This is a genomic window from Bacillus sp. 165 (assembly GCF_017742235.1).
In the GTDB taxonomy this organism is placed as follows: Bacteria; Bacillota; Bacilli; order Bacillales; family Bacillaceae_G; genus JAGHKQ01.
In genome coordinates this window covers 26,278-51,596 of the sequence record NZ_JAGHKQ010000019.1, presented here as the reverse complement: position 1 = coordinate 51,596, position 25,319 = coordinate 26,278, and the positions used below count along the sequence as shown (strand labels likewise).

The following is a 25,319-nucleotide window of genomic DNA, read 5'->3' as shown; positions in this document are numbered from 1 at the left end:
TTGCATGTATTAGGCACGCCGCCAGCGTTCGTCCTGAGCCAGGATCAAACTCTCCATAAAAGTGTTTGACTTGCTCATTTAAAACTTGACGTTTGTTTCTTGTTTTGTTCAGTTTTCAAAGAACTACTGTGCCGCTCAAGGCGACTTTAATATCTTATCATTTATTTAAAACGCTGTCAACAATCTTTTGTATTTCTTTTTCGATCTCGTTCGTGACAACGAATATAAATATACCAGTTTAAAGAAGGGAATGCAATAGTTTTTTAAAATATTTTTAATAACATTATTTTATATATAAAAGCTTCGGAGATCCAACCTCCGAAGCTTTTAACCTTACTTATGTCTCATTGTAGGGAATAATAGTATATCGCGAATAGATGGTGAGTTTGTTAATAGCATTACCAAACGGTCGATACCTATTCCTAATCCACCTGTAGGAGGCATACCATACTCAAGTGCTTCAATGTAATCATCATCCATCATATGTGCTTCGTCATTTCCTTGTTCACGCTCTTTTAACTGAGCCTCAAATCTTTCTTTTTGATCAATAGGATCATTTAACTCTGTAAATGCATTCGCATGCTCACGAGCAACAATAAATAATTCGAAACGATCTGTAAAACGAGAATCCTCATCATTTTTCTTCGCAAGTGGGGAAATTTCCACAGGATGACCGTAAATAAATGTAGGCTGTATTAAGTGTTCCTCTACTTTTTGTTCAAAGAACTCATTAATAATATGACCTACTTCCATATGTTGAGTTATTTCTATGTTATGTTCTTTCGCTAAAGCACGAGCTTCTTCTACAGTCATTTCATTCCAAAAATCCACTCCTGTATGCTCTTTAATTGCGTCAACCATATGAAGTCTCGTCCATTCTGGTTGTAAATCAATTTCGTACTCGCCATATGTGATTTTCGTAGTGCCAAGCACTTCTTTTGCAATATGTGCGATTAATTCCTCAGTTAATTTCATGATATCTTTATAATCCGCATACGCTTCATACAATTCAATCATTGTAAATTCCGGATTATGTCTCGTAGAAATGCCTTCGTTACGGAATACACGACCAATTTCATATACCTTTTCTAATCCACCCACAATTAAACGCTTTAGATGCAGTTCAATGGCAATTCGCATATACAACTCCATATCTAGTGCATTATGGTGTGTGATAAACGGACGTGCCGAAGCCCCACCTGCAATAGTATGTAGCATCGGTGTTTCTACTTCTAGGTAACCATTATCATCTAAATACCTTCTCATAGCACGGATAATTTTACTTCTCGCAATAAAATTTTCACGACTTTCCATGCTCATGATTAGATCTAAATAACGCTGGCGATAACGCTGTTCTACATCTTTTAAACCATGGTATTTATCCGGTAGAGGACGAAGTGATTTTGTTAACAATGTATAGTTTGTAACTTTAATAGATAGTTCGCCTACTTTAGTTTTAAAAACCGTTCCCTCTACACCGACAAGATCACCTAAATCGGCTAAGTCAAACAACTCGTATCCTTCTTCTCCGACTGCATCTTGACGAACATAAATTTGAATTTGACCTTCTAAATCCTGTATATGCGCAAAACCCGCTTTCCCCTTTCCGCGTTTTGTCATAATACGGCCTGCGATAGAAACAATTGCAGCTTGCTCTTCTAATTCTTCTTTTGAAAACTCACCATACTTTTGCAGTAATTGCTTTGTAGAATAAGTACGTTCAAATCTCTTGCCAAACGGGTCCATTCCTTTTTCACGCAAGCTATTCATCTTCCCCCTGCGCACAAGCAATTGGTCATTTAATTCTTCGTGACTCATTTTATCCACTCCAACTCTGATTAAGGTTACAATGTATATAATATAACATTTTCTCTCCAACTAGAAAAACTGCCAGTGCTTCACTGGCAGTTTTTTTATCTTAGAGGTAATTATAGGTTAGTGTAACCAAGCATGTCAAACGTTATCCCACGTGTATAGTACGTTGCTTTTCTTCTATTTCATCGACAAATGCAGTTAAAAGATTTACTAAATCGTTTCGAGTATTACACTCATTAACAGCATTTCGAACTCTCGCATTGCCTCTCACGCCCTTTAAATACCAAGCTGCATGCTTTCTCATCTCTCTTACAGCAATACTCTCATTTTTCAAATCTATTAAACGATCTAAATGAAGAATACATACATCAATTTTTTCACGCACACCTGGCTCTGGCATAAGTTCACCGGTTTCCAAATACTTGACCGTACGATAAATCATCCATGGATTACCTAAAGCAGCACGACCAATCATAACACCGTCTACTCCTATTTCATCAAGCATACGCTTTGCATCTTGAGGAGTTTCCACATCGCCATTTCCTATAACAGGAATATTCACAGACTGCTTCACTTGTTTAATAATGTTCCAATCTGCTTTCCCCTCGTACATTTGTGCACGAGTACGGCCGTGAACCGCAACTGCTTGACCACCTGCACGTTCAACTGCTTGAGCATTTTCAATTACATAAATATGATCTTCGTCCCAACCCGTACGCATTTTAACAGTTACAGGTTTTTCTACAGCATCGACTACAGCAGCCACCATCTCGTATACTTTTTTAGGATCTAGCAGCCACTTAGCGCCTGCATCACATTTTGTAATTTTGGGAACCGGACATCCCATATTAATATCTATTATGTCTGCAGTTGTATTTTTATCTACAAATTTCGCAGCTTCTACAAGTGTTTCTTTTTCACCGCCAAAGATTTGTAGGCTTAATGGCTTCTCACGCTCATCAATATACAACATATCCATTGTTTTCTGATTGTTAAATAATATTGCTTTATCGCTTACCATTTCTGCACATACTAACCCAGCACCAAATTCTTTTACAGTCAAACGAAACGCAGAATTACATACTCCTGCCATCGGTGCTAATACAACGGGGTTTTTCATTTCGATGTTTGCTATTTTCAACATCGTTATTTCCTCCCTTCATTTTGTCTTTTCTATCGGCATTAATTCTTCTCGCGTCAAATTGAGATTTTCAACTACCTCCGCAATAAAATCTTCCGAAGGAAGGCGGTTGCCTCTCTCAATTTCTCCAAGAACAGAAACTGATACTCCCAATTGTTTAGCAAAGCCTTCTTGTGTATAGCCTTTTAATTTTCGAAAAGCGCGAATGCGCCTCCCCCATTTTTCTGCTTCCATACCGTAACTCCCTCTCGCTTCTGCATCTCTTCTATTTGCACTTGTTTTATTTCCCCTACATTTGCATTTAACTCAATTAAAGGCACTAAAACGAATGCCCGTTCAAACATACGCGGATGAGGAACAATTAGTTGCTCTGTTTCAATATTTTCTTGATTATAGAGCAAAATGTCAAGGTCAATTGTTCTCGGACCCCATCTTATTTCCCTTTTTCTTCCTAATTCACATTCTACACTTTGTGTAATTCTCAGTAGTTCATCAGGTGATAAACTGGTAGAAATTTTTATTATGATATTTAAAAATTTATCCTGGTCTGTGTATCCAACAGGGTCTGTCTCATATACAGAAGAAATATCCTCTACAAAAATTTCAGATTGTTCATGCAGAAGTGAAACGGCTTGCTTTAAATAATCAAAACGGTTTCCTATATTAGATCCAAGACTAATAAAAGCCACATTGCTCATCCGCGTGACCTCATAATTTCAACTGCTACAGAACGGTAATGACCAGGAATAGGGGGATCTGGCTTGATGATTTTCACTGTACAGTTTCGAATTAAATCGTACTTATCTAAAATAATAGACGCTATCTTTTCTGCTAGGGTCTCCACTAATTTAACCGGCTTCCCTTCCACAATCATCTTACACAGTTCATATAATTCTCCATAATTTACTGAATGCTCAAGCTCATCAGTTTCACCAGCTCGCTTTAAACTTAATTCTACAGTTAAGTCTACCTTGAATCGCTGGCCGAGCTTGTTCTCTTCAGGAAATACACCATGATAGCCGTAAAACTCCATTTCATGGATGTGTATCTTATCCAATACAAATCCCTCCTTTCCCCATCATCATATCCATCATCTTTGCCATTCTAGACATTTCCAACACATCATGAACCCGAACGATATCGCAGCCTTTTTGAATCCCTAGACAAACTGTAGCTCCCGTTCCTTCCATTCTCTCTTCTACAGGTAATTCAAGAGCTTGCCCGATAAAGGATTTTCGGGACGTACCTAATAAGAGAGGATACCCTAATACAGTGAGTTGCTCCAAGTTCCTCATAACCTCTAAATTTTGATTAGGTGTTTTAGCAAAACCTATACCTGGATCTAAAATAATATTTTCATCACGCACTCCTGCCATTTTAACCAGCTTCACACTATCATATAAATCAGCAATCATGTCAGCCATTAAATTATTATAATTTCGATTCTCCCGATTGTGCATGAGAATAATTGGCACATTATAAAAAGCAGCAACCTCTCCTATCTTAGGATCAGCCTTCGCTCCCCATATATCGTTAATAATATTAGCCCCTGCTTCAATCGCTTGTTTAGCTACTTCTGCTTTGTATGTATCTACAGATATAGGAAGCTTAACCTTATTAGAAACAGCTCTAATAATGGGGATAACTCTTCTCAATTCCTCTTCTAATGGTACCGTCTCTGCCCCCGGTCTCGTCGATTCTCCTCCGATATCAATTATGTCCGCTCCTTGGCCGGCCATTTCTTCAGCATGTTTCACTGCAGCTTCAACTTCATTGTAGTTACCTCCGTCTGAGAAAGAGTCCGGAGTCGCATTTAAAATCCCCATAATTACTGTTTTCTCTTTAATATTAAGTTCATATGGTTCACACTTGATGTTTTGCACTGCCAAGCGTATTCATTCCTTTCAATTCATCATTTTTCCATAATGTCTTGCGATATACTTTATATTCCTGAGCAAGGAAGCTTGTTATCTCTCCCTGCTTGCCTTTGTATACAACATCACCTATTTGTTTAATAGGTACAATCTCTTGAATAGAATTTGTGACAAAAACTTCCTCACTTGTGAAAAGGTCGTCTTCTGTAAACAACCCAACATTACTTTGTATACCATATGTTTCTGCCATGCATAACACAAATTCTCTCGTAATACCATTTAAAATGCCTGTTTCTAAAGACGGGGTGCACAGTCTTCTATCCTTCACAAAAAATACGTTAGAAACAATCCCTTCCGCCACATGGCCTTCTTTCGTTAAAAAGATGCCTTCCTGATCCGGATCTGCTCCTATTTCTCGTTTTCCCAAGATGTTGTTTAAATAATGATGGGATTTTAGACGAAACATTCCCTCTGGAGTATTTCGAGTCTGCTTCAAAATTACACCCGTCTTTTCTATCACTTCATCCTGGACAGGTAATGATTTAATAAACACAATTGTAGTAGGAGATGTATACTCTTCCGTTTGCAGTCCAATCTCTCCGACACCAGCTGAGACATTAAAACGAACATATGCATTTCGCAAGTCATTCCGTTCAAGCAGTTCCTCAAGAACAGCTAGCACTTCCTCCTTCGACATACTCCAACTAATATTAAGCTCCCTAACAGCCCGATTCAATCGATTATAATGATCATTAAATAAAAAAGGATGTCCTTCATATATACGAAAGGTTTCAAACACACCTAAACCATACAAATACCCATGATCGTACGGAGATATAACAGCATGTTTTGCATTTACATACTGCCCATTCACAAAAATTATCATTGTACCGGACTCCGTTTATATTGCACAATAAAGTTTTTTAATAATTCCTTCCCGTGGGATGTCATTATGGACTCAGGATGAAATTGCACTCCTTCGATTGGCAGAGTTTTATGGCGGATTCCCATAATCTCACCCTCTTCTGTCCATGAAGAAATTTCTAAACAATCCGGCAAAGTCTCTTTTTTGACTATTAATGAATGATAACGAGTAGCAGCAAACGGATTAGGAATGTCAGTAAAGATCGTTTTTCCATCATGATACATTTGCGATGTTTTTCCATGCATTAATCTCTCTGCACGTACAACATCCCCGCCAAATACCTGGGCAATCGACTGATGTCCTAAACACACTCCAAAAATGGGTATTTTTCCAGCAAAGTATTTAATCACTTCCATACTAATACCCGCTTCGTTAGGGCTGCACGGCCCAGGAGAAATCATTAAAAAACTTGGATTCATTTCTTCAATTTCAGATATACTTACTTGATCATTTCGCCGCACAATTAACTCTTCTCCCAGTTCTCCTAGAAACTGAACTAAATTAAACGTAAAGGAGTCATAATTATCTATCATCAAAATCATAATTTCACCTGTCCATTCGTAATTTCACTACTTTCTTTTGCACGCCATAAAGCAATAGCTTTCTTTAAAGACTCTTTGTATTCATTCTTTGGATTTGAATCAATAACAATTCCTGCTCCTGCTTGGACATGGGCTTGGCCATTTTTAGCAAGCAAGGTACGAATTACAATATTTAATTCCATTTCTCCTGCATAGCTAATCCACCCTATCGACCCTGTATAAATCCCGCGTCGCACAGGTTCCAGCTCTTCAATAATTTCCATCGTACGTATTTTAGGAGCGCCAGTTATTGTCCCTCCCGGAAACACAGCTTTTACTACATCAAATGCATCGTATTGTTCACTTATCTCTCCACGTACATTAGATACAATATGCATAACATGAGAGTACTTTTCAATTACCATGAACTCATTAACTTCCACAGATCCGTACTCACAAACGCGCCCTAAATCGTTTCTTTCTAAATCTACCAGCATTACATGTTCAGCACGCTCTTTTTCATTTTCAATTAATTCATTTGCTAAAGCTTCATCTTCTGCTGCATCTTTCCCACGAGATCTTGTCCCTGCAATCGGACGAGTGCTCACTTCCGTTCCCTGCTTCTTAATGAGCAACTCTGGAGAACCGCTTACAATTTGAAAATCATCAAGCTCCATATAAGCCATATAAGGAGACGGATTAATTTCTCTCAATTTCGTATAAATTTCCATTGGATGTGAAAGCAATGGTTGCGTTTGACGAACAGATAAGTTCACTTGGAATATATCCCCTGCTGCAATGTATTCCTGTACTCTCTTTACTGCATCTATAAAACCTCCCTCTGTAAAAGAAACAGAAGGGCGAGCCTCATCTGCATGGGATAAACTTATATATGGCACATCTACAGACTTTGACCATAGCTGCTCTAACTCTTGTAATCGAGCTTCCGCTTGCTGCCGATTATTAGTATAGTGGGTAATTAACCACAATGCTTTTTCCTGCTGGTCGTATACAAACACATCATCAAACAACAAGAAATATACATCAGGAATATCGAGATCATCTTGTGCAATAGCAGGAATCTTTTCAATATAGCGGATACAATCATAACTAAAATAACCAATGGCACCACCTTGAAACGGCGGATAGTCTTTATTTTGTTCTGTTTTATACTTTTCCATATAACTCTGCATCGATTCTAGTGGATTACCATGCAGTACCGTTTCCTTGTCACCTTCTGTTATACGAAGCTCCTGGTTTTTTCCACGCAATATAGCTACAGGGTCCAAGCCCACAATATTGTACCTTCCTCCTCTGCCGCTTTCCAGCAACACATGGTAAGGCTTAGATTGTGATAATGCTTTGTATTGGGTAAAAAAAGATTTTTCATAAGATATTTTCTTTGCTAACGCCGTACGGTCCATTCTTGACGCACACTCCTATTTCATTAATGACTACACCCTATTTTACATGAGATTCCCTGAGTGTTCACTCTTTTCCTAATAACACAGCTATATCCACTAGCTGATGAATCAGTTTTGTTAATGCTGAATGTACTTAGCTTATGTAAAAAAAGCATTCCTCATTGATGAGGAATGCTTAAATTATTTATGATTCAAATTGATAAAGCGGTGTACTTAGATAACGCTCTCCATTACTTGGGATAATTGCAAGAACTTTTTTACCTTTTCCAAGCTCTCTGGCAACCTGAATAGCTGCGTAAATTGCTGCTCCTGATGAAATGCCAGCTAAAATCCCTTCCTCACGTGCAGCTCTTCTTGCATATTCAAATGCTTGATCATTTTTCACCTGAATGACTTCATCATATATTTTAGTATTTAAAATTTCCGGAATAAACCCTGCTCCGATTCCTTGAATTTTATGAGGGCCCGGCTTTCCACCCGATAAAACCGGAGAATCCGCAGGCTCTACTGCAAAAATTTTAATAGCTGGATATCGTTCTTTTAAGACAGAGCCAGCACCCGTAATAGTTCCGCCAGTTCCGATACCGGCAACAAAAGCATCCAATTGGTCCCCCATCTGTTCCACAATTTCCGGTCCTGTCGTTAGCTGATGAATTTCAGGGTTAGATGGATTCTGAAACTGTTGCGGCATAAAATACCCATGCTCCTTTGCAAGCTCTGCTGCTTTGCGGATAGCACCACCCATCCCTTCTTGCCCCGGTGTTAAGACAAGCTCTGCACCGTAAGCACGCAGTAGATTTCTGCGTTCCAAACTCATTGTTTCCGGCATTACAAGAATGGTTTTATATCCTTTAGCTGCAGCTACCATCGCAAGACCTATACCTGTATTACCACTTGTAGGCTCTATAATGGTGTTACCCTCTTTTAAAAGACCCTTCTTTTCAGATGCTTCAATCATCGCAAGAGCGATGCGATCTTTTACACTGCTTCCAGGGTTCATAAATTCAAGCTTTACATAAATATCAGCACTGTCTTCATCAACGATACGATTTAATTTAACAACGGGGGTTTTACCAATTAATTCAGCAACCGATTGAGCAACTTGCATTTCATCCACCCCTAATACTAAGTATTTTTATTGGTTTTATATAAATTCTCACAAAGTTGAGTCTTTTTGTCAACCCATTTCACTCTATTCATATGCAAAAGTTTAATTACCTAATACCAGTGGACAAAAACCTCGTATTACTTCAAAGAAATACAACTACTCATAAGAAATTTCGTTATTTTTCTTAGATAACATTTCTACAATTTACTTATTAAGTCTGTTAAATCTGCTTGTGTAAATATATACCTCTCGTTACAGAAATGACAATGTACTTCTGTTTCTTCTTCTTCCTCACGAATTTGCTCAAGCTCTACTTTCCCAAGACTGACTAGTACACCCTCAATCCGTTCTCGAGAACATGTACAACGAAATTGCACATCCATCGTTTCTAATAATTTAAGATTTTGTTCTCCAACCAATGTATTTAAAATTTCTTCTGGTGTTAACCCTTGCTCAATCAAATTAGAGATTGGCGGAATGACCTGCAATTGCTTTTCAATATACCCAATCGTCTCCTCCTCCGCACCCGGCATGATTTGTAGAATAAAACCTCCAGCCGCTTGGATGCTGTCGTCCCCATTTACAAGCACTCCCACTCCAACAGAAGCCGGTGTTTGTTCAGATACAACAAAGTAATAGGTAAAATCATCACCTAATTCTCCAGATTGCAGCGGAACCTGTCCAACAAATGGATCTTTTAACCCAATATCTTTAATAACCGTTAAAAATCCATCCGCCCCTACTGCCTTATATACACGAAGCTTGCCTTTTTCGTTTCCTTCAAAATCTACATGGGGATTGGATACATAACCGCGAACCTCACCCTTAGCATTTGCATCTACCAAAATTGTTCCAAGAGGTCCTCCCCCTTGGATTTTAATTGTGAGCTTTTGATCACCCTTCAACATTGCCCCCATCATAACACCTGCTGTTAAAGAGCGTCCAAGTGCTGCAGAAGCAGTTCTCCATGTATCATGGCGACATTGTGCTTCTTTTACAATATCCGTCGTTCTAACAGCATAGGCTCGAACTTGCCCATTAAATGCTAACGCCTTCACCAAATAATCTCTCATATTGGTCATTCACCCTTTTCCTGCTGTAAATTCATATTACGTTCATACAGCATATATAAGCCTTTTAATGTTAAAAATGGATCTACAACATCAATTACATCTGATTCTTCTGCAATTAATGACGCTAATCCACCTGTCGCAATGACAGTAGGTACCTTCTTAGCTTGGTTTTTCATTCTTTTTACAATACCTTCTACTTGTCCAACATAGCCGTAAAGAATACCAGATTGCATTGCACTTACTGTATTTTTCCCAACTACATCACTCGGTCTTGAAATTTCAATTCTCGGGAGCTTCGCAGCCCGAGTATACAAGGCTTCAGCTGAAATCATGATACCCGGTGTAATAGCCCCACCCATATAATGCTTTTCTTCATTAATATAACAATATGTAGTCGCTGTTCCAAAATCTACTATCACAAGCGGACTTCCATATAATTGGATAGCTGCTACAGCATTTACAATTCGGTCTGCTCCTACCTCTCTTGGATTTTCATATTTAATATTTAGACCCGTTTTAATTCCCGGCCCTACTATAAGAGGCTTCAATTTAAAGTATTTATGGCACATTCTTTCTAACGCAAACATAATTGGCGGTACAACAGAAGAAATAATAATGCCGCGAACATCATTAAACGTAATACCTTCATGTGCCAGCAATTCTTTTACAAGCATTCCGTATTCGTCTTCTGTTTTATTACGATTTGTCTCAATTCTCCAATGCTGTTTGAGCTGACCTTTCTCAAAAACGCCAAGTACAGCATTTGTATTCCCTACATCCAATACAAAAATCATGCTCTCACCACTTATCATCATTTTTTCCCCTTCATCATACCACAATTATTTCTACTACGGTTTTATTTACACTGTAGCATAATTCCAAGGAAGACTCGAAATATATTCTAACAGATGCAGTTTATTTTATTGATTCCCTAACCTCCATAAAAATAAGAGCGGCTTGTAATTCAGCCGCTCTTATTTTTATTTATCTTCTTCTTTTGGTTCTTCCTGTTTTTTAGAAGAAATATTAACTTTCACATCTTCTGAAGAAAGTGGGCTTACTTTAGCTTTACGCTCAGGTAATGTTCCATGGTCACACAGATGTCTGATTTGTTCTGCATCTAAAGTTTCAACTTCAAGAAGCGTTTTTGCGATAATTTCTAGCTTGTCGCGATTTTCTGTTAAAATCTCTTTTGCACGAGCATAGCTTTCTTTCATAATGTTTCTCATTTCCATATCAATTTCATGAGCGATTGCATCACTGTAATTTTGCTCAGAATGGAAATCTCTTCCTAAAAATACTTGCCCCTGCGAATTCCCGAATTGCATCGGGCCAAGCTTATCGCTCATACCAAATTCTGTCACCATACGTCTTGCAATACCAGTCGCACGTTGAAAGTCATTATGAGCACCCGTGCTGACTTCACCAAACACAATTTCTTCCGCTACACGTCCACCAAGCAACCCAACAATCTTATCAAGCAGCTCTGGCTTTGTCATAAAATAACGATCTTCTTTTGGAAGCATTACTGCATAGCCGCCTGCTTGACCCCGTGGCACGATTGTTACCTTATGAACCATATCTGCTTCATCTAAGACTACACCAATCACCGTATGACCAGCTTCGTGATATGCCACAATCTTGCGTTCCTTTTCAGAAATAACACGGCTTTTCTTAGCGGGCCCTGCAATAACACGATCTGTTGCTTCATCAATGTCAGCCATATCAATTTTCTTTTTGTTTTGCCTTGCCGCTACAAGAGCAGCTTCATTTAACAAATTCTCTAAATCAGCACCTGAAAACCCAGGTGTACGCATTGCAATTGTTTTTAAGTTAATGCTGTCATCAAGAGGCTTATTTCTAGCATGAACTTTTAATACGGCTTCCCGCCCATTTACATCTGGACGATCAACTGTAATCTGACGGTCGAAACGACCTGGTCGTAATAATGCAGGATCTAAAATGTCCGGTCTGTTGGTTGCAGCAACAATAATAATGCCTTCGTTTGCCCCAAATCCATCCATTTCAACAAGCAATTGATTTAGTGTCTGCTCACGCTCATCGTGACCGCCGCCTAAACCAGCACCGCGTTGACGACCTACTGCATCAATTTCATCAATGAAAATAATACACGGAGCGTTTTTCTTTGCGTTTTCAAATAAATCACGAACTCGGGATGCCCCCACACCTACAAACATCTCTACGAAATCCGAACCACTGATAGAAAAGAATGGAACCCCAGCCTCTCCCGCAACTGCTCTTGCCAGCAATGTTTTACCTGTACCCGGAGGTCCTACTAATAGAACACCCTTAGGAATACGAGCACCAAGCTCTGCGAATTTTCGAGGATCTTTTAAGAATTCTACTACTTCTACCAATTCTTGTTTCTCTTCATCTGCTCCCGCTACATCTTTAAAACGAACTTTTTTCTTATCATCATTGTATAGTTTAGCTTTGCTTTTTCCAAAATTCATCACACGACTTCCGCCGCCTTGCGCTTGATTAAGCAGGAAAAAGAATAAAATAAAAATGATAACAAACGGGATGATAGAGGTAAAGAAGGTTACCCATGCACTAGTTTCTTCAGCAGGCTCATATTTAACCTCAGTACTTGTCGAAACTTTATCTACCTTCTTTTGAAGCTCTTCACTGTTTGCTACGTATGTAACGAAATACTCATCTTGTTCAGATGCCTTCAACTGCCCTTTCACTTCAAAAACGCCATTTTTCGGCTGTAATTTAATAGAGCGGACCTCACCGTTTTCCAGCTTAGTAATGAATTGATCGTAACTGAGCGGCTTTGTTTGTTGGGTTGATCCATTAAAATAACTTACAACACCGATTACTACTAGAAAAATTAGTAAATAAAATATGGTATTACGAAAGATGCGATTCATCCCTAACCTCCTCTCACAACATACGGACTACATTCAATAGTACCATAGAAAAACATTCCAATCCAAATGGAAAGCCTGTCATTATCCTTTTATTTTGAATAAACACTAGGTTTTAATACCCCTACATACGGAAGATTACGGTACTGTTCTTTATAATCTAATCCATATCCCACTACGAATTCATTTGGAACAATAAATCCAACATAGTCCGCTTGAATATCTACCTTTCTTCCAGTTGGTTTATCTAACAATGTGACAATCTTCACGGACTTAGCTTTGCGGTATTTAAATAAATCTACAAGATAGTTTAATGTTAGACCGCTGTCAATAATATCCTCTACAATTAAAATGTCTCGTCCTTCGACAGAAGTATCTAAATCCTTTAAGATTTTCACCTCTCCAGAAGAAACGAATGCATGACCATAGCTTGATACTGCCATAAAATCCATTTCTAAATACGTATCCATACGCTTTAAAAGATCTGTCATAAACGGCATAGCTCCCTTTAAGACTCCAATAGTCAAAGGAACAGTATCCTTATAATCGGCTGCAATGATAGCGCCTAATTCTTTAACTTTTTCCTGTATTTCTTCTTCTGACACTAATACTTTTTCAATATCTTGATTCATCATGACTTATCCTCCTAGAAGACTCCTTGCTTTTATAATGTATCAATACATAACTATCTGCGTTTCTTTCTGCAGTTTCCAATGATGACTTTTGTATCAATGGTACCCAAATAATAACACCATCATTATCACAAACGATAGGCCAATAATCACGCAAATGCTTTGGAACTTTCTTATCAATAAAGATAGCTTTTATCTTTTTCGTTCCATTCATACCTTTAACCGTCATTCGGTCTCCATCTTTTCTCGATCGAACTGTCAATGGCAATTTCAATTCTTTTGTTAAGGCTACAAAAGTAGTTGTTGTATCATAAGAATCGAGAAAACAGCTACTCTTCTCCACAATAAGTTGATCACCATTTGGTAAATCAATGGTTCCGGGAACAGCAACATTATAAGAAAAAGGAAAACACTGCTCCTTATCAAAGGAGAATATACACTCTTCATATGTACGAATTACCTTTAAACCTTCTGGAAAATCCAGAGAACCAGATGGATGATCCCGCTTTATTAACGACAATACTTTGTTAATATGTATAGAGGAAAGAGACGAAGGATTGTCTTGATACAGATAGTTTAATATTAGTTGAATACCTCTTCTTTGTAAAGCCATAGCCATTGATTCAAAAGAAGGAATTGCTAGTACTACCTTATTTTTGTCCTTTTTCTTAACTACTTTATTCATTTTTTCTATGGCTAATTCCTGCAAATAATCCTCATCCTCTTGCATAATCTTGCTAAAGGTTTGAAAGCGTTCATGCACACGATGGTTTTCTTTCTTTAAATAGGGAAGAACATGTTTTCTGAAACGATTTCTTGTATAATCTTCTTTAAAATTACTTTTGTCTACTCTTGGAACAATGTCACGTTTCTTACAATATTCTTCAATTTCTTCTTTAGTTACAATAAGAAATGGACGAATAATCCAACCTGTGCTAAACTGCCTTTTCATAGGAATGCCAGCATACCCTGCTGCCGTGCTCCCTCTTACTAACCTCATTAGAATGGTTTCCACCTGGTCATCTCCATGGTGACCCAAGGCTAAATAATCACTGTTATATTTTTTCATTACTTCCTCAAAAAAACGATATCGGCATTCACGTGCAGCCGCTTGTACTCCTAACCCATGCTTTCTTTGATACGATGCTACATCAATTTGAACAAACTCACAAGGGATAGAAAGGTTGTCGCTTACCTTATGAACATAACGAAGATCTTCATAGGACTCTTCCCCACGAAACATATGGTCTACATGAGCTACAATAAGACGAAGATTGTACTTTTCCTTCCGAGAATGTAGGTAATAAAGAAGCGCTAAAGAATCTGCACCTCCCGATACTCCTATAACTACGGTTGTTTCTTTCTGCAGCAGCTTATTTTCTTCTATAAAAACATCAATTTTTTCTTCAAACATGGAATTTCTCTGTCACCCTTCATTAAATAAAAGTAAACTAAGTATATTCCCCCTCATCCTATCATTTTTTTCTTGTAATCATCAAAGAAAAGGCTCAAGTGTATAACAGATACCAAGCTTTCTATCTGCTTTCATTTCTATTCTTTTGCCGTTGCTGCAATTATATGAATGATTAGTGAAAGGTTTTAGAATTTCTTTTCTTTATATGAACCATCTGCATCTCAGTTAGTTCTTTATTTTCTATATTTCCAAGCACCACATTCCCTCCTTGTTACCCACTCTATCGAATAAAAACAAATTCTTTTATCTAAACTCAATAAAAAAGGCCCGAGGGTTGACCCCTGGACCTTCATAAAAATGCTTTAATACATTTTTTACTTTATTTTGTATTATGTTGACCATAGCAGGAGTCACAGAACCCTATCCTAATAGAAACAACCAGTCTCCATTATGAGAATTTACCTTTCAACCTAAGCAAAGTATTACTATCTTAGACTGTGTAAAATGGATTTATACCTTTCTTATTGAGCTTGCGACTTGAAGACTGGAATTGTTGCCCACTGCGGCATATTTTTCTTAACCTTTGCTACTACAATAGTCATATCATCCTCTATAAAACCACCGCGTGAACGAATGACTTCTTCCATAATGATATCAGCTATCTCTTGAGGATCTTCAGTCTCTAGCTCCTTAATTTTCCGTCTCATCCACGCTTCATGGTTTTCAACATGCTTCGGCCCTTCAAAAATTCCATCGCTCATCATAATTAAAATATCATTTATTTTCAATTGTTCGCCAACCACTTCAACGTCAAAATCTTCAATAATTCCCATCGGCAAATTATTTGCTTGAATTTTTATCACTCGGTCTCCTCGTTTCACAAAACTAGGAGTAGACCCAATTTTCAAGAATTTAGCGCTGGCATCATGCAAATCTATCATCGCTAAATCCAGCGTTGCGAAAATTTCATCTGTAGTACGAAGAGATAAAATTGAATTAATAGATTTAATAGCGATTTTTTCATCAATGCCTGATTGTAAAATCTTTTGAAGCAATTTCAATGTTTCATTGCTTTCCATATGGGCACGTTCGCCATTTCCCATTCCATCACTAATGGCCAAGGCATATTTTCCTGCACCTAATTCCATTGTAGAATAAGAGTCTCCTGAAACAAGCCCCCCTCCTTTAGCTGCCGTTGCGAGTCCTGTATCTATTTCAAATGTTTTCGTAGATCCAAATGAGACAACTGCATAACCATTTGGATATGATGAATCTTCTACTGTTTTCACAACTACTGTTTCATTTAAAATATCAGATATCATAGGCGCAACAAGCTTGTCGCATTCTCCATTCTGATTGCAATACATTGGAATCAGAATCTCAATATCTATATTTCCTTGGTCCAGACTATATATATCTACTTGACCAATTTCAATTCCAAATCCACGTAAAGCTTGTAAAATCTGATCTTCTTGTACTTGATGGTTTTCTTTTTCTCGCTGTATTTCCTTCGCAAAATCATCCATGACTTGGGAAACACCTCGCAGCTGTTCTGCTACTAACCTTCTGCTTTCTTTAACTTGTTTTTTCAGCTTTTGGTTCGCATAAAAATAAAATAACTCCTGCTCAATCAAGCTTATAACCCTTGATCCTTTCACACAATATTTATCCCATTCACGAATGAATTTTGTATTTTGCTTTAAAGTACCATCCTCCGCGCCATTCATAATTTCCTTCATATAATCATACGTTCTATCAAAGTTTGCAGTCCAGCATTGCTCTTTCTTAAAGCATGCTTGGCAAGATTTTGCCGTAATACCGCTTAAGAACAAGTCTAGCTCTCTTTCTTCCTCTTCTTCATCTGTTTGACTATACATGGAGAAACTGCTTGATAAGGCTTGAAAAATGCTTGAGAATTGTTCTACTCGCTGTGCTGTCACATCCCGGATTTTTCGTAAATATTGCTGTTGGTCTGTAGAATATTCCACAGTTCCAGGAATAACTCTTGAAATTTTATCAAACACAATCTTTGGAGTGAGTAAAAATACAATAATTGCTGCACAAGACTCTAATAAAGTAACAATGATATCCGCTTGTTTATCTACATATAAGGTGATTAAGCTTGTCCCAATCAATAATCCTAGCCCAACACCAAGACGTTTTCCTTCTTTCAAGAGACCGCCTAACAGACCCGAAAATGCTAATAAGCTCATCTGATATAAACTTGCTACATTTGCCAAACTCAAAATTAACCCTGTTAATACTCCGACTGTTGATCCCATGGTAGCACCGGCAACGAAAGCAAAAACAAGAATTAAATACCGAGTAAATATATGCTGAATTGATAAATGATATATAAACCAATCTGTCGTTCCCGTTAAAATAGAAGCCAATAGAATAATTAAACATACAATTTCTTCTGTTTCTAACGACCGTTTCCCCTTATATGTTGTTAATAAAGGAACACTTTGCAAAAAAATCATCGTTAATATAAAACTTAAACCCGCTTCAACAGCACTCATTAATACATCATACATAACAACGGAATTTTGATAGAAGTAAGTAACAATCAGATGACTTGTTAACATGGAGACAAAAACTTGAAATGGAACTAGACCCACTATTTTTTTAGTGAATGGACGGAAGAAGAGATTGTAAATAAAAAACATAAAAATCGAAGCAAATGTATAGCTGGTATTTTCAATTGAAACTGTAAGTGATCCCCCTAATAACGCCAAGAACGCTAAAGCCATTCTTTCCCGTTTCATGACATATACTGCCACAAAAAACGGCAAGGCAAACGGTAGTATGTTTGTTAAAATATACGCTCGTCCAAGAAGGAATCCCACTAACGCAATTACGAAGCCCCAACGAAAGAAGATATGCTCAAGTTGAGCTTTTATCTTATTCATCCATTGTAGCATTGTAAACTGTATGCGATTCATAGCCATAAGGTCTGAATTCGAATTAACAATACTTCTCCCTGCTTTTGGCATACAATTAGCACCACCCGCATATGTTATTGATTGTAATTATAAGGGAGGAGCAAGGGAAATCTTGTCAAAACATCAAAGCGAAAATTAAAAATCGTTCGACTGTATATACTAAATCCCCCTATAACAATACATAAAAAAATAATAATCTTGTGTCTGCAACTTTAAATTTTCTGAATATTTATATTATTTTGTAGTTTTCAAGAAAATTTTTACCGTCATGATTTTATAATAAAAAAATCATGGTCATATTTTATAAATATATATAACATCAAATCAATTTTTTACAGTCTTAGGAGAAAATCTATAAAAAACCCATACAATGAAGTAACCCTTTGCATAACGTTCTGTACTCTTTGATTATTAAGTAAACAAGTCAAAACTTAATGGGGGAGTTTCCCTTAATTACATCGCGGAAATGTAAACAAGATGATTATCCAGTAACAAGCAATAAAGAAAGGTGGTTATCTATGCCAAATGCATTACAGATCTATTCGGAAATAGGTGTACTCAACACAGTGTTACTTAAAAGACCCGGTATGGAGGTAGAAAACTTAACACCTGACTATTTAGCAAAATTACTATTTGATGATATTCCTTATTTACCAGCTATGCAAAAAGAACATGATTACTTTTCCTCTCTGCTCTGCTCACGGGGCATTGAAACTTTATATGTAGAAAATCTCTTAATAGATATTCTGAAAACTCATCAAATAAAAGTACAGTTTGTAAATGAATTCTTGCAGGAAAGCGGAACATTTTCACTCCATGTCCTCGAACAGTTAAAAGAATACCTTTTGACGCTCTCAACAGAAGCAATGATTGAAAAGATGATGTCAGGTGTAAGGAAAAATGAAATCAACAAACATCATACTATACACTTGTATGAAATGTTAGAAGACTCCTACCCTTTTTATTTAGATCCCATGCCAAACCTCTATTTTACTCGCGATCCTGCCGCTGCCATTGGTAATGGAATTTCCATAAATAAAATGAATAAAAAAGCAAGACAAAGAGAATCTATATTTATACAATATATTGTCAAATATCACCCTCGTTTTTCCTCATCCATTCCGCCTTTGTGGTTTGAACGTAATAATCCCTTCAGTATAGAAGGCGGGGACCAACTGATTTTAAATGATACTACTATTGCAGTCGGAATTTCAGAACGCACAACCCCTCACGCAATAGAAGCTTTTGCCACCAACCTATTTCGAGCAGAAAATACATTTAATAAAATATTAGCAGTAGACCTTCCCAAGCATCGCAGCTTTATGCATCTAGACACAGTACTCACCATGATTGATCATGATAAATTTACTGTTCATCCAAGTATTTTGAATAAGGATGGTGAAATTAATATATACATTCTTCATAGAAATGACAGTAGGGAATATTTTCGCATTGAAAAACGAACAAAACTTCTTGACACATTAAAAGAGGCATTAAAAATCAAAGACTTAACTCTTATTCCATGTGGTGGCGGGGACCCTATTGCGGCAGCTCGTGAGCAATGGAATGACGGTTCAAATACATTAGCTATTGCGCCAGGAGTTGTAGTTGCATACGACCGAAACTATGTTTCCAATAAACTTCTTCGTTCTTATGGGGTTGAAGTCATTGAAGTATTAAGCTCTGAGTTGGCACGAGGACGCGGTGGTCCTCGGTGTATGACCATGCCTTTGAACAGAGAAATACTATAGTCGCAAACTTCCATTATTAAATATCTTTTTCTCTCCACTGATGGTAAGCATATCAAACATCTTTCTAAGATAAAAAAAAGACTAAACCTAAAAAGGTTTAGTCTTTTTTGATGACCCGTACGGGATTCGAACCCGTGTTACCGCCGTGAAAGGGCGGTGTCTTAACCGCTTGACCAACGGGCCGTTAAAATAGCGGCGGAGGGGATCGAACCCCCGACCTCACGGGTATGAACCGTACGCTCTAGCCAGCTGAGCTACACCGCCATATCCATTTAACGGACAATTACTATAATACCTATAAACAGATTTGATGTCAATTGTTTTTCAGGATTTTTTTCACCAATATTTTTTCATCAAAAAACACTCAGCATACACCGAGTGCTTTTCGATAAAAAATGTTATCATTATATCAGGAAACAGCAAGTTATCCGCGTCGAGCGCCGCGTCCTCCACGCTTAGATTCAGTCTGACGTTTTAGAGAAGCTAAACGATCTTCACTATCTTTCAAAAAACGGTTCATTTTCTGTTCAAACGATTCCTTTGGTACACGATTTTCACGATTAAAATTGGACGAGCGATTTTGGCGTTGAGGGCGTTGAGGACGTTGCTCTCTTTGCTCTCTTTGCTCTTTTTCTCTTCCTTCACGTTCTTTTGCTTTTTTAATAGATAAACCGATCTTACCATCTTTTTCAACATTAATGACCTTTACTTCTACCATGTCGCCGACCTTTAAGTGGTCATTGATGTCCTTTACATAGTTGTCTGCTACTTCGCTGATATGAACAAGACCAGTTAATCCTTCTGGCAGCTCCACGAAAGCTCCAAAATTAGTAATACCTGTTACCTTTCCCTGTACCTTGCTGCCTACCTCGATTGACATAAAAAAAATGCTCCTCCTTAAATTGTGAAAAAATCAAATTTTTTCTTCATTATATATAATACTAAAATATAGTGTCAACAAAACTTCGGTTACTTAGAAATAGGAAAAATTATCTCTCCTGGCTTTGAAAAAAAATAATCCCGACGCGCTATCTTCGCGATATAATCGTCATCATTTAATTTTTTTATTTCATCCTTTAACTTTTGTTCATCAGTCTTTAGTGACGTTAACTCTTTTTGCAATTTCATTCTCTCATGTTTCTTAGCAGTGATTTCTGCTTCTTGCTTATAAAATGTAACGTTCAAGCTGACAACAATGGTAAGGGTAAACACCAAGAAAACGGCTAATCTTCGAACAAGACGTTTATTTCGATCTTGACCTGATTGTATTGTATGCTGATTTTGGTCATTTCGATCGTACTGTCCACTTGGAATATATGACTTCCTTAGTTCCCTCATTTTCGAGGTCCCCCTAACTTTTTAATCTTTTGCCACCATTTTTGTGCAGTCTCTTTGAGTTTCGCTGTTTTTTGCAAAATACCTGCATATTTTCTAATAAAAATTTTAACATTAACAGGTAGTATTTTCCATAAAAGGTGCCCAATAAATTGCAATGGTATGGCTACTATCTTGAATAGAATGAAGCTTATCTTCTTCAATATTTTAAATATGAAGAAACAAATCTTTTGTATGAATTTAATTAAAAATAACAGGATAGCAACGATCACCTGTACTAAAAACAGAATAGGCCTAATAATTAAAACCTTTACCAGCTTAGCTAAAAATAGATACGTTTGGATACAAATATAGATAATTCGTTCCAATATCCGAATATACCAAGCTTTTAATAAACTCTGATAAGCTGCAAATCCGCATGCTAACGCAATGAATACATAAAACCGAAGTTCAGCTTCATTCATAAGCAATAAAGTATAAAAAACAATAAGAGCTTGGACAATCCAAAATAAAATATCATGAATAAAAACAATCCACTTCTTTCGCGTGGATCGCTTTAAAAAACGCTGATATGTGTCAAGTGCAACTCCTACCCAAGCTCCCATACCAATCATTGAAAGCATAGTATAAAACTGAACAGTCAAGCTCATTTAAATAACTTGCTAAAGAGTCCTTTAGCTTTCTCCGATTGCTGTTCATCTAAATAAGCAATTTCATAAATCTTCCCTTTAATTGATACGATGCCTTTTTCTACATCTAAATTCTTCATTTGCAAGTTCTGTCCACGAATTGTTAAAAACCCCATCACTGTTTCTAACAAAAACTCTTCATTATCAAAACTTTCTACTTGTTTTACCCCAGAAATATCCAGCATACGTCTCCCACGTAAAATCACATCTTGATCAGCCACTGGGTTTGTATTTGAAGAAGTTACTTGGTATCCTTTGTTCATTCTGATCCCTCCATACTCATTACTGTTAACATTGTATGAAGGGATAAATGCAATTAGAACAAGCTTTCAGCTTCTATCTTTTCTTCTTTTATGACTGTATACATATCCGTTGCATCTTCTTTTCTTGCTGTTTCTTTTAATTCGTTAATCTTTACCGTTACAATTTTTTGACCAAAACGAATCGATAACTCATCTCCTGATTTTACAGTGGCGCTCGCTTTAGCAATTTGACCGTTGATAGAAATTCTCCCTTGGTCTGCCACTTCTTTCGCTAATGTTCTTCTTTTAATTAAACGAGATACTTTTAAAAATTTATCTAGTCTCATATCTACCCCTCCTATTAAACACCATTACGTTTTGCTTCTTCCCACAACACATCTAGTTCTTCAAGCGTGTAGGTTTTTATATCACGATTTGACTCATGTACTTTCGATTCTATATAGAGAAAACGATTGATAAATTTCGTATTTGTTTTATTAACTGCTTCTTCTGGATCAATGTTATAAAAACGAGCTATATTGACAAGCGCAAATAAAATATCTCCAAATTCAGCTATTACTTTTGCTTCATCAATTTGATTATTTTGAATCTCTTCTTTAAATTCTTGCCATTCTTCTCCTACTTTTTCAAGCATTGGATGAATATCATCCCAATCAAACCCTACTTTTGCAGCTTTTTTTTGAAGCTCATATGCTTTTAATAGTCCTGGTAAGCCTTTAGAAACGCCAGATAACACAGATTCTTTTACATTTCCTTTTTCTTTCTTTTTGATATCTTCCCAATTAGCCAGTACTTCATCAGAACCTTCTACTGAAATCGTCCCAAACACATGAGGATGACGACGGATCATCTTTTCTGTGAGTGTACGAATGATATCGTCAATAGAGAACCAGCCATCATCTTCTCCAATTTGAGCATGAAGCATCACCTGCAGCAACACGTCACCAAGCTCTTCTACAATATGATCATCATCTTCTTCATCAATCGCCTCAAGCAACTCGTATGCTTCTTCTATTAAATACTTCTTTAAACTTTGATGCGTTTGCTCCTTGTCCCAAGGACATCCATTCGGTCCTCTTAGCTCCGCAATAACATGACGCAGCGTTTCAAATTGATGGTATAATAGCTTCTCCTCTTGAACAGGCGGTACATACACACTTGTTAAATTATTTAACTCTGTTTCATGATCCAATAAATGAAGCGGTACTTGCTTTATATTTTCAAACGATGTTCCAGCTGCTGTTACTATGTACACTTCATAATTATCAGGAAGATTTTCCATTAGTGTAAGCTTTACCTCAGAAGCAATAAAGGCATCATACACTTGACACAATATTATATGCTGTCGAAAATTCAATTGTTCTTTTTGAAATGATGTAGCGTCTACAAGCTGAAACCCTTCAATAGGATCTATGCGCAAACTCGCAAACATCGGGTCAAGGAAGCTTTGTCCCCCTTCTACAGATACCGTAATTCCATTCGCTTCTCCTCTTTGCAATAAAAGCTGTACAGTACGCTCTGCTACTAACGGATGCCCTGGTACTCCATATACAACATCATGTTTTTTGCTTTCTTGCATCAAGATATCTACAATGCTTTCATATACTTTTTCAAACGTATCATGAGATTCGTACACATCATCAAACGATGTGTACGAAATCCCCTCTTCCTCTAAATTTTTTACAACCGGATGCTCTTTTGTACGTAAAAATAAACGCTCAGCTCTCTTCAGTTTTCGGTATACCCCAAGTGTAAGCTGCTCTGCTTCACCGGCACCCAGCCCTACAATTGTAATATGAGACATAGGTCACTTCCTTTCTAAATCTTTTTAAGAAATGCATTTATTCTTTTATTTTTAAATACGTTACCTAGTTCTTCTTCAGTGAATACATTTAACTTAAAAATAAAAAACAAATATACTATTCCTCCAACTATAACAGATGTTAATGCCTCTACAGCAAATATGCTGCGGCTGAAAGATTCTACTATAAAGATACCTTCAACTGCTTTTATATACAATAATAATGCTGCTACCATAAGAAAATTACATATAATAATATGACGAACATTTTTTCTTTTTACTATTGTATCTCCTAATACACTATACAAATATACACTATTCACTAATGCTATGATTGCAAGAGCTAAAACCGTTGCAATAGCGGCACCCTTAATGCCCATAAAAGGAATTAACAAGGCATTACCCCCATATTTCACAAATATTCCTCCTATAACAAAAAAAGCAGGCTCAAGCATTTTACCCATTCCTTGCAGAATAGAAGCAGTGGTAATAGATATCGCACTAAATACTATAGATAATGCAAGAATTGCAATTACATTTGATCCATCAGCATTCTCAAATAACATGATATTAACAGGACGTACAATACAGACTAATCCAGCCGTAGCCGCTAATCCTATAACCAACGTAATTTTCATAGCTAAATTAACTTTTTCTTTAATAAAACTCCCGTTTTTCCGCTGAATGGCAGTAGTAATTATAGGGATCAATGACAAAGAAAATGAAGTAGCAACTATGGTACCGAGCTGCATAAGCGGAATTGCCCTGTCATAAACCCCTTTTATCACTTTAGCTTCGTGAGCATTCTCTCCTGCTTGTAAAAGGAAACTATATAATGAAACAGAATCGATAAGCTGAATTAGAATCAGCACCAAATTGGTAATACATATAAAAATTCCTTGCCAAAATACAACCTTTACAATCGTTCGCTTTGCAAATGCATTTTTCCATCTTCTTAATAACGTCGCCTGCATGTGAGGCCTCATAAAAAAGGCCAAGACAATGATGCTGCCAACTGCGCCAGCAACAGCACCAAATACAGCGCCAGTGCCTACATCATACAGGTCAAAGCCTTGTGAAACAAAGAGTATAGAAACTGAAACAATAACAATAACTCGAACAGATTGTTCGATAATCTGAGAAATAGCCGTTGGAAGCATCTCTTCTAACCCTTGAAAATACCCTCGAACTACTGATATAAACGGCATAAATAAATATGAAAAAGAAACCATCCGTAACAATTTAACCAGCCCAGAATCACCCATAGCTCCTGCAATAAAAGGGGCACCCAGGTATAAACTAAGAAAGGCGATGCATCCCAATATCGTGAGAAACCAAAACGATACAAATATCACTTCATTTGCTTGCGTATACTCTCCTTTTTCTCTATGCTCCGCTATCATTTTAGAAATAATAATAGGGAATCCATACACTGATAATATTAGACAAATTCCATAAAACGGATAAACTTGCTGATATATATAAAATCCAACATCTCCTACAATATTTTGATAAGGAATGCGGTAGAATGCACTAAGTATTTTTACAATAATACTCGCTGCAGTTAATATAATGGCTCCTCTCCAGAAAGCACTATCCTTCTTCGCTTCCATATAACAACTCCTTCTTTCTTTGCTCACGATTCGTATTATATCATATCACTATCAGCAAAAGAGGGAGGTTCAGGTATTAAAAAATTGTATTACAATAATAT

At 37.1% G+C, this 25,319-nt stretch carries 24 protein-coding genes, 2 tRNA genes and 1 rRNA gene; 1 reads left to right on the top strand and 26 read right to left on the bottom strand.

What is annotated here, in order from left to right:
* The 17 genes from J7Q84_RS16835 to spoIIE form a co-directional block, all read right to left on the bottom strand.
* Positions 1–60, bottom strand: a 16S ribosomal RNA gene (locus J7Q84_RS16835); the annotation flags it as partial.
* Between the two features lie 273 nt (positions 61–333).
* Positions 334–1,827, bottom strand: a complete 1,494-nt coding sequence (gene lysS, locus J7Q84_RS16830; protein ID WP_209096237.1) for a lysine--tRNA ligase — start codon at positions 1,825–1,827, stop codon at positions 334–336.
* A gap of 133 nt (positions 1,828–1,960) precedes the next feature.
* Positions 1,961–2,959 carry a tRNA dihydrouridine synthase DusB gene (gene dusB / locus J7Q84_RS16825; protein WP_209096235.1) on the bottom strand — a complete coding sequence of 333 codons (999 nt, stop codon included), beginning with the start codon at positions 2,957–2,959 and terminating at the stop codon, positions 1,961–1,963.
* Positions 2,960–2,974: 15 nt separating this feature from the next.
* A complete protein-coding gene (locus J7Q84_RS16820) occupies positions 2,975–3,190 on the bottom strand; it encodes a helix-turn-helix domain-containing protein (RefSeq protein ID WP_209096233.1) in 216 nt (71 codons plus the stop codon).
* Positions 3,142–3,654 (bottom strand): 2-amino-4-hydroxy-6-hydroxymethyldihydropteridine diphosphokinase, encoded by a 513-nt coding sequence (gene folK, locus J7Q84_RS16815; RefSeq protein ID WP_209096231.1) that lies wholly within the window; start codon positions 3,652–3,654, stop codon positions 3,142–3,144. The genes J7Q84_RS16820 and folK overlap by 49 nt, the downstream gene beginning before the upstream one ends.
* Positions 3,651–4,013 (bottom strand): dihydroneopterin aldolase, encoded by a 363-nt coding sequence (gene folB / locus J7Q84_RS16810; RefSeq protein WP_209096230.1) that lies wholly within the window; start codon positions 4,011–4,013, stop codon positions 3,651–3,653. The genes folK and folB overlap by 4 nt, the downstream gene beginning before the upstream one ends.
* Positions 4,006–4,845, bottom strand: a complete 840-nt coding sequence (folP, locus tag J7Q84_RS16805; protein ID WP_247739336.1) for a dihydropteroate synthase — start codon at positions 4,843–4,845, stop codon at positions 4,006–4,008. The genes folB and folP overlap by 8 nt, the downstream gene beginning before the upstream one ends.
* The gene (gene pabC, locus J7Q84_RS16800) at positions 4,820–5,716 is read right to left on the bottom strand and encodes an aminodeoxychorismate lyase (protein WP_209096228.1); all 897 of its coding nucleotides are present in this window, start codon (positions 5,714–5,716) and stop codon (positions 4,820–4,822) included. Before pabC ends, folP begins: the two co-directional genes overlap by 26 nt.
* Entirely contained in the window at positions 5,713–6,297 is a 585-nt protein-coding gene (gene pabA, locus J7Q84_RS16795) for an aminodeoxychorismate/anthranilate synthase component II (RefSeq protein WP_209096226.1), read from the bottom strand. Before pabA ends, pabC begins: the two co-directional genes overlap by 4 nt.
* Positions 6,294–7,700, bottom strand: a complete 1,407-nt coding sequence (gene trpE / locus J7Q84_RS16790) for an anthranilate synthase component I (protein WP_209096224.1) — start codon at positions 7,698–7,700, stop codon at positions 6,294–6,296. Before trpE ends, pabA begins: the two co-directional genes overlap by 4 nt.
* Before the next feature lie 184 nt (positions 7,701–7,884).
* Entirely contained in the window at positions 7,885–8,808 is a 924-nt protein-coding gene (gene cysK, locus J7Q84_RS16785; RefSeq protein ID WP_209096221.1) for a cysteine synthase A, read from the bottom strand.
* A gap of 197 nt (positions 8,809–9,005) precedes the next feature.
* Complete coding sequence (hslO, locus tag J7Q84_RS16780; RefSeq protein WP_209096219.1) at positions 9,006–9,881, bottom strand: Hsp33 family molecular chaperone HslO; 876 nt, start codon at positions 9,879–9,881, stop codon at positions 9,006–9,008.
* 5 nt (positions 9,882–9,886) lie between these two features.
* Complete coding sequence (locus J7Q84_RS16775) at positions 9,887–10,675, bottom strand: type III pantothenate kinase (protein WP_209096239.1); 789 nt, start codon at positions 10,673–10,675, stop codon at positions 9,887–9,889.
* A gap of 186 nt (positions 10,676–10,861) precedes the next feature.
* Positions 10,862–12,778, bottom strand: coding sequence for an ATP-dependent zinc metalloprotease FtsH (gene ftsH, locus J7Q84_RS16770; protein ID WP_209096217.1), 1,917 nt, complete (start codon positions 12,776–12,778; stop codon positions 10,862–10,864).
* Positions 12,779–12,867: 89 nt separating this feature from the next.
* Positions 12,868–13,410, bottom strand: a complete 543-nt coding sequence (gene hpt, locus J7Q84_RS16765) for a hypoxanthine phosphoribosyltransferase (protein ID WP_209096215.1) — start codon at positions 13,408–13,410, stop codon at positions 12,868–12,870.
* On the bottom strand, positions 13,391–14,821 hold the full coding sequence (gene tilS, locus J7Q84_RS16760) for a tRNA lysidine(34) synthetase TilS (RefSeq protein WP_209096213.1): 1,431 nt from the start codon (positions 14,819–14,821) through the stop codon (positions 13,391–13,393). The genes hpt and tilS overlap by 20 nt, the downstream gene beginning before the upstream one ends.
* Positions 14,822–15,342: 521 nt before the next feature.
* A complete protein-coding gene (spoIIE, locus tag J7Q84_RS16755; protein ID WP_481747563.1) occupies positions 15,343–17,766 on the bottom strand; it encodes a stage II sporulation protein E in 2,424 nt (807 codons plus the stop codon).
* Between the two features lie 518 nt (positions 17,767–18,284).
* On the opposite strand from spoIIE, the gene arcA reads away from it, so the two are divergent.
* On the top strand, positions 18,285–19,517 hold the full coding sequence (gene arcA / locus J7Q84_RS16750) for an arginine deiminase (protein ID WP_209096209.1): 1,233 nt from the start codon (positions 18,285–18,287) through the stop codon (positions 19,515–19,517).
* A gap of 111 nt (positions 19,518–19,628) precedes the next feature.
* Here arcA and J7Q84_RS16745 read toward each other — a convergent pair.
* The 9 genes from J7Q84_RS16745 to J7Q84_RS16705 all read right to left on the bottom strand — a co-directional run bounded on the left by J7Q84_RS16745 (position 19,629) and on the right by J7Q84_RS16705 (position 25,218).
* A tRNA-Glu gene (locus J7Q84_RS16745) sits at positions 19,629–19,700 on the bottom strand.
* 7 nt (positions 19,701–19,707) lie between these two features.
* A tRNA-Met gene (locus J7Q84_RS16740) sits at positions 19,708–19,781 on the bottom strand.
* Between the two features lie 160 nt (positions 19,782–19,941).
* A complete protein-coding gene (locus J7Q84_RS16735; RefSeq protein ID WP_209096207.1) occupies positions 19,942–20,397 on the bottom strand; it encodes a S1 domain-containing RNA-binding protein in 456 nt (151 codons plus the stop codon).
* 89 nt (positions 20,398–20,486) lie between these two features.
* Positions 20,487–20,855, bottom strand: a complete 369-nt coding sequence (locus tag J7Q84_RS16730; protein WP_209096205.1) for an FtsB family cell division protein — start codon at positions 20,853–20,855, stop codon at positions 20,487–20,489.
* Entirely contained in the window at positions 20,852–21,502 is a 651-nt protein-coding gene (gene yabQ, locus J7Q84_RS16725; RefSeq protein WP_209096203.1) for a spore cortex biosynthesis protein YabQ, read from the bottom strand. Before yabQ ends, J7Q84_RS16730 begins: the two co-directional genes overlap by 4 nt.
* Complete coding sequence (yabP, locus tag J7Q84_RS16720; RefSeq protein WP_209096201.1) at positions 21,499–21,804, bottom strand: sporulation protein YabP; 306 nt, start codon at positions 21,802–21,804, stop codon at positions 21,499–21,501. The genes yabQ and yabP overlap by 4 nt, the downstream gene beginning before the upstream one ends.
* A gap of 53 nt (positions 21,805–21,857) precedes the next feature.
* Complete coding sequence (locus tag J7Q84_RS16715; RefSeq protein WP_209096199.1) at positions 21,858–22,130, bottom strand: RNA-binding S4 domain-containing protein; 273 nt, start codon at positions 22,128–22,130, stop codon at positions 21,858–21,860.
* 14 nt (positions 22,131–22,144) lie between these two features.
* Complete coding sequence (yabN, locus tag J7Q84_RS16710; RefSeq protein WP_209096197.1) at positions 22,145–23,608, bottom strand: bifunctional methyltransferase/pyrophosphohydrolase YabN; 1,464 nt, start codon at positions 23,606–23,608, stop codon at positions 22,145–22,147.
* A gap of 14 nt (positions 23,609–23,622) precedes the next feature.
* Positions 23,623–25,218 (bottom strand): putative polysaccharide biosynthesis protein, encoded by a 1,596-nt coding sequence (locus tag J7Q84_RS16705; RefSeq protein ID WP_209096195.1) that lies wholly within the window; start codon positions 25,216–25,218, stop codon positions 23,623–23,625.
* Between the last annotated feature and the right edge of the window lie 101 nt (positions 25,219–25,319).

What these genes read in the sequence shown, in the direction of transcription:
- J7Q84_RS16735 (WP_209096207.1), bottom strand. Translation starts at nt 20,397, where the DNA reads ATGTCAATCGAGGTAGGCAGCAAGGTACAGGGAAAGGTAACAGGTATT.
- pabC (WP_209096228.1), bottom strand. Translation starts at nt 5,716, where the DNA reads ATGATAATTTTTGTGAATGGGCAGTATGTAAATGCAAAACATGCTGTT.
- folK (WP_209096231.1), bottom strand. Translation starts at nt 3,654, where the DNA reads ATGAGCAATGTGGCTTTTATTAGTCTTGGATCTAATATAGGAAACCGT.
- J7Q84_RS16775 (WP_209096239.1), bottom strand. Translation starts at nt 10,675, where the DNA reads ATGATTTTTGTATTGGATGTAGGGAATACAAATGCTGTACTTGGCGTT.
- yabN (WP_209096197.1), bottom strand. Translation starts at nt 23,608, where the DNA reads ATGTCTCATATTACAATTGTAGGGCTGGGTGCCGGTGAAGCAGAGCAG.
- cysK (WP_209096221.1), bottom strand. Translation starts at nt 8,808, where the DNA reads ATGCAAGTTGCTCAATCGGTTGCTGAATTAATTGGTAAAACCCCCGTT.
- yabP (WP_209096201.1), bottom strand. Translation starts at nt 21,804, where the DNA reads ATGAACAAAGGATACCAAGTAACTTCTTCAAATACAAACCCAGTGGCT.
- J7Q84_RS16715 (WP_209096199.1), bottom strand. Translation starts at nt 22,130, where the DNA reads ATGAGACTAGATAAATTTTTAAAAGTATCTCGTTTAATTAAAAGAAGA.
- pabA (WP_209096226.1), bottom strand. Translation starts at nt 6,297, where the DNA reads ATGATTTTGATGATAGATAATTATGACTCCTTTACGTTTAATTTAGTT.
- trpE (WP_209096224.1), bottom strand. Translation starts at nt 7,700, where the DNA reads ATGGACCGTACGGCGTTAGCAAAGAAAATATCTTATGAAAAATCTTTT.
- J7Q84_RS16820 (WP_209096233.1), bottom strand. Translation starts at nt 3,190, where the DNA reads ATGGAAGCAGAAAAATGGGGGAGGCGCATTCGCGCTTTTCGAAAATTA.
- hslO (WP_209096219.1), bottom strand. Translation starts at nt 9,881, where the DNA reads ATGAGAGATTATTTGGTGAAGGCGTTAGCATTTAATGGGCAAGTTCGA.
- yabQ (WP_209096203.1), bottom strand. Translation starts at nt 21,502, where the DNA reads ATGAGCTTGACTGTTCAGTTTTATACTATGCTTTCAATGATTGGTATG.
- ftsH (WP_209096217.1), bottom strand. Translation starts at nt 12,778, where the DNA reads ATGAATCGCATCTTTCGTAATACCATATTTTATTTACTAATTTTTCTA.
- arcA (WP_209096209.1), top strand. Translation starts at nt 18,285, where the DNA reads ATGCCAAATGCATTACAGATCTATTCGGAAATAGGTGTACTCAACACA.
- J7Q84_RS16705 (WP_209096195.1), bottom strand. Translation starts at nt 25,218, where the DNA reads ATGGAAGCGAAGAAGGATAGTGCTTTCTGGAGAGGAGCCATTATATTA.
- dusB (WP_209096235.1), bottom strand. Translation starts at nt 2,959, where the DNA reads ATGTTGAAAATAGCAAACATCGAAATGAAAAACCCCGTTGTATTAGCA.
- J7Q84_RS16730 (WP_209096205.1), bottom strand. Translation starts at nt 20,855, where the DNA reads ATGAGGGAACTAAGGAAGTCATATATTCCAAGTGGACAGTACGATCGA.
- tilS (WP_209096213.1), bottom strand. Translation starts at nt 14,821, where the DNA reads ATGTTTGAAGAAAAAATTGATGTTTTTATAGAAGAAAATAAGCTGCTG.
- spoIIE (WP_481747563.1), bottom strand. Translation starts at nt 17,766, where the DNA reads ATGAATCGCATACAGTTTACAATGCTACAATGGATGAATAAGATAAAA.
- hpt (WP_209096215.1), bottom strand. Translation starts at nt 13,410, where the DNA reads ATGATGAATCAAGATATTGAAAAAGTATTAGTGTCAGAAGAAGAAATA.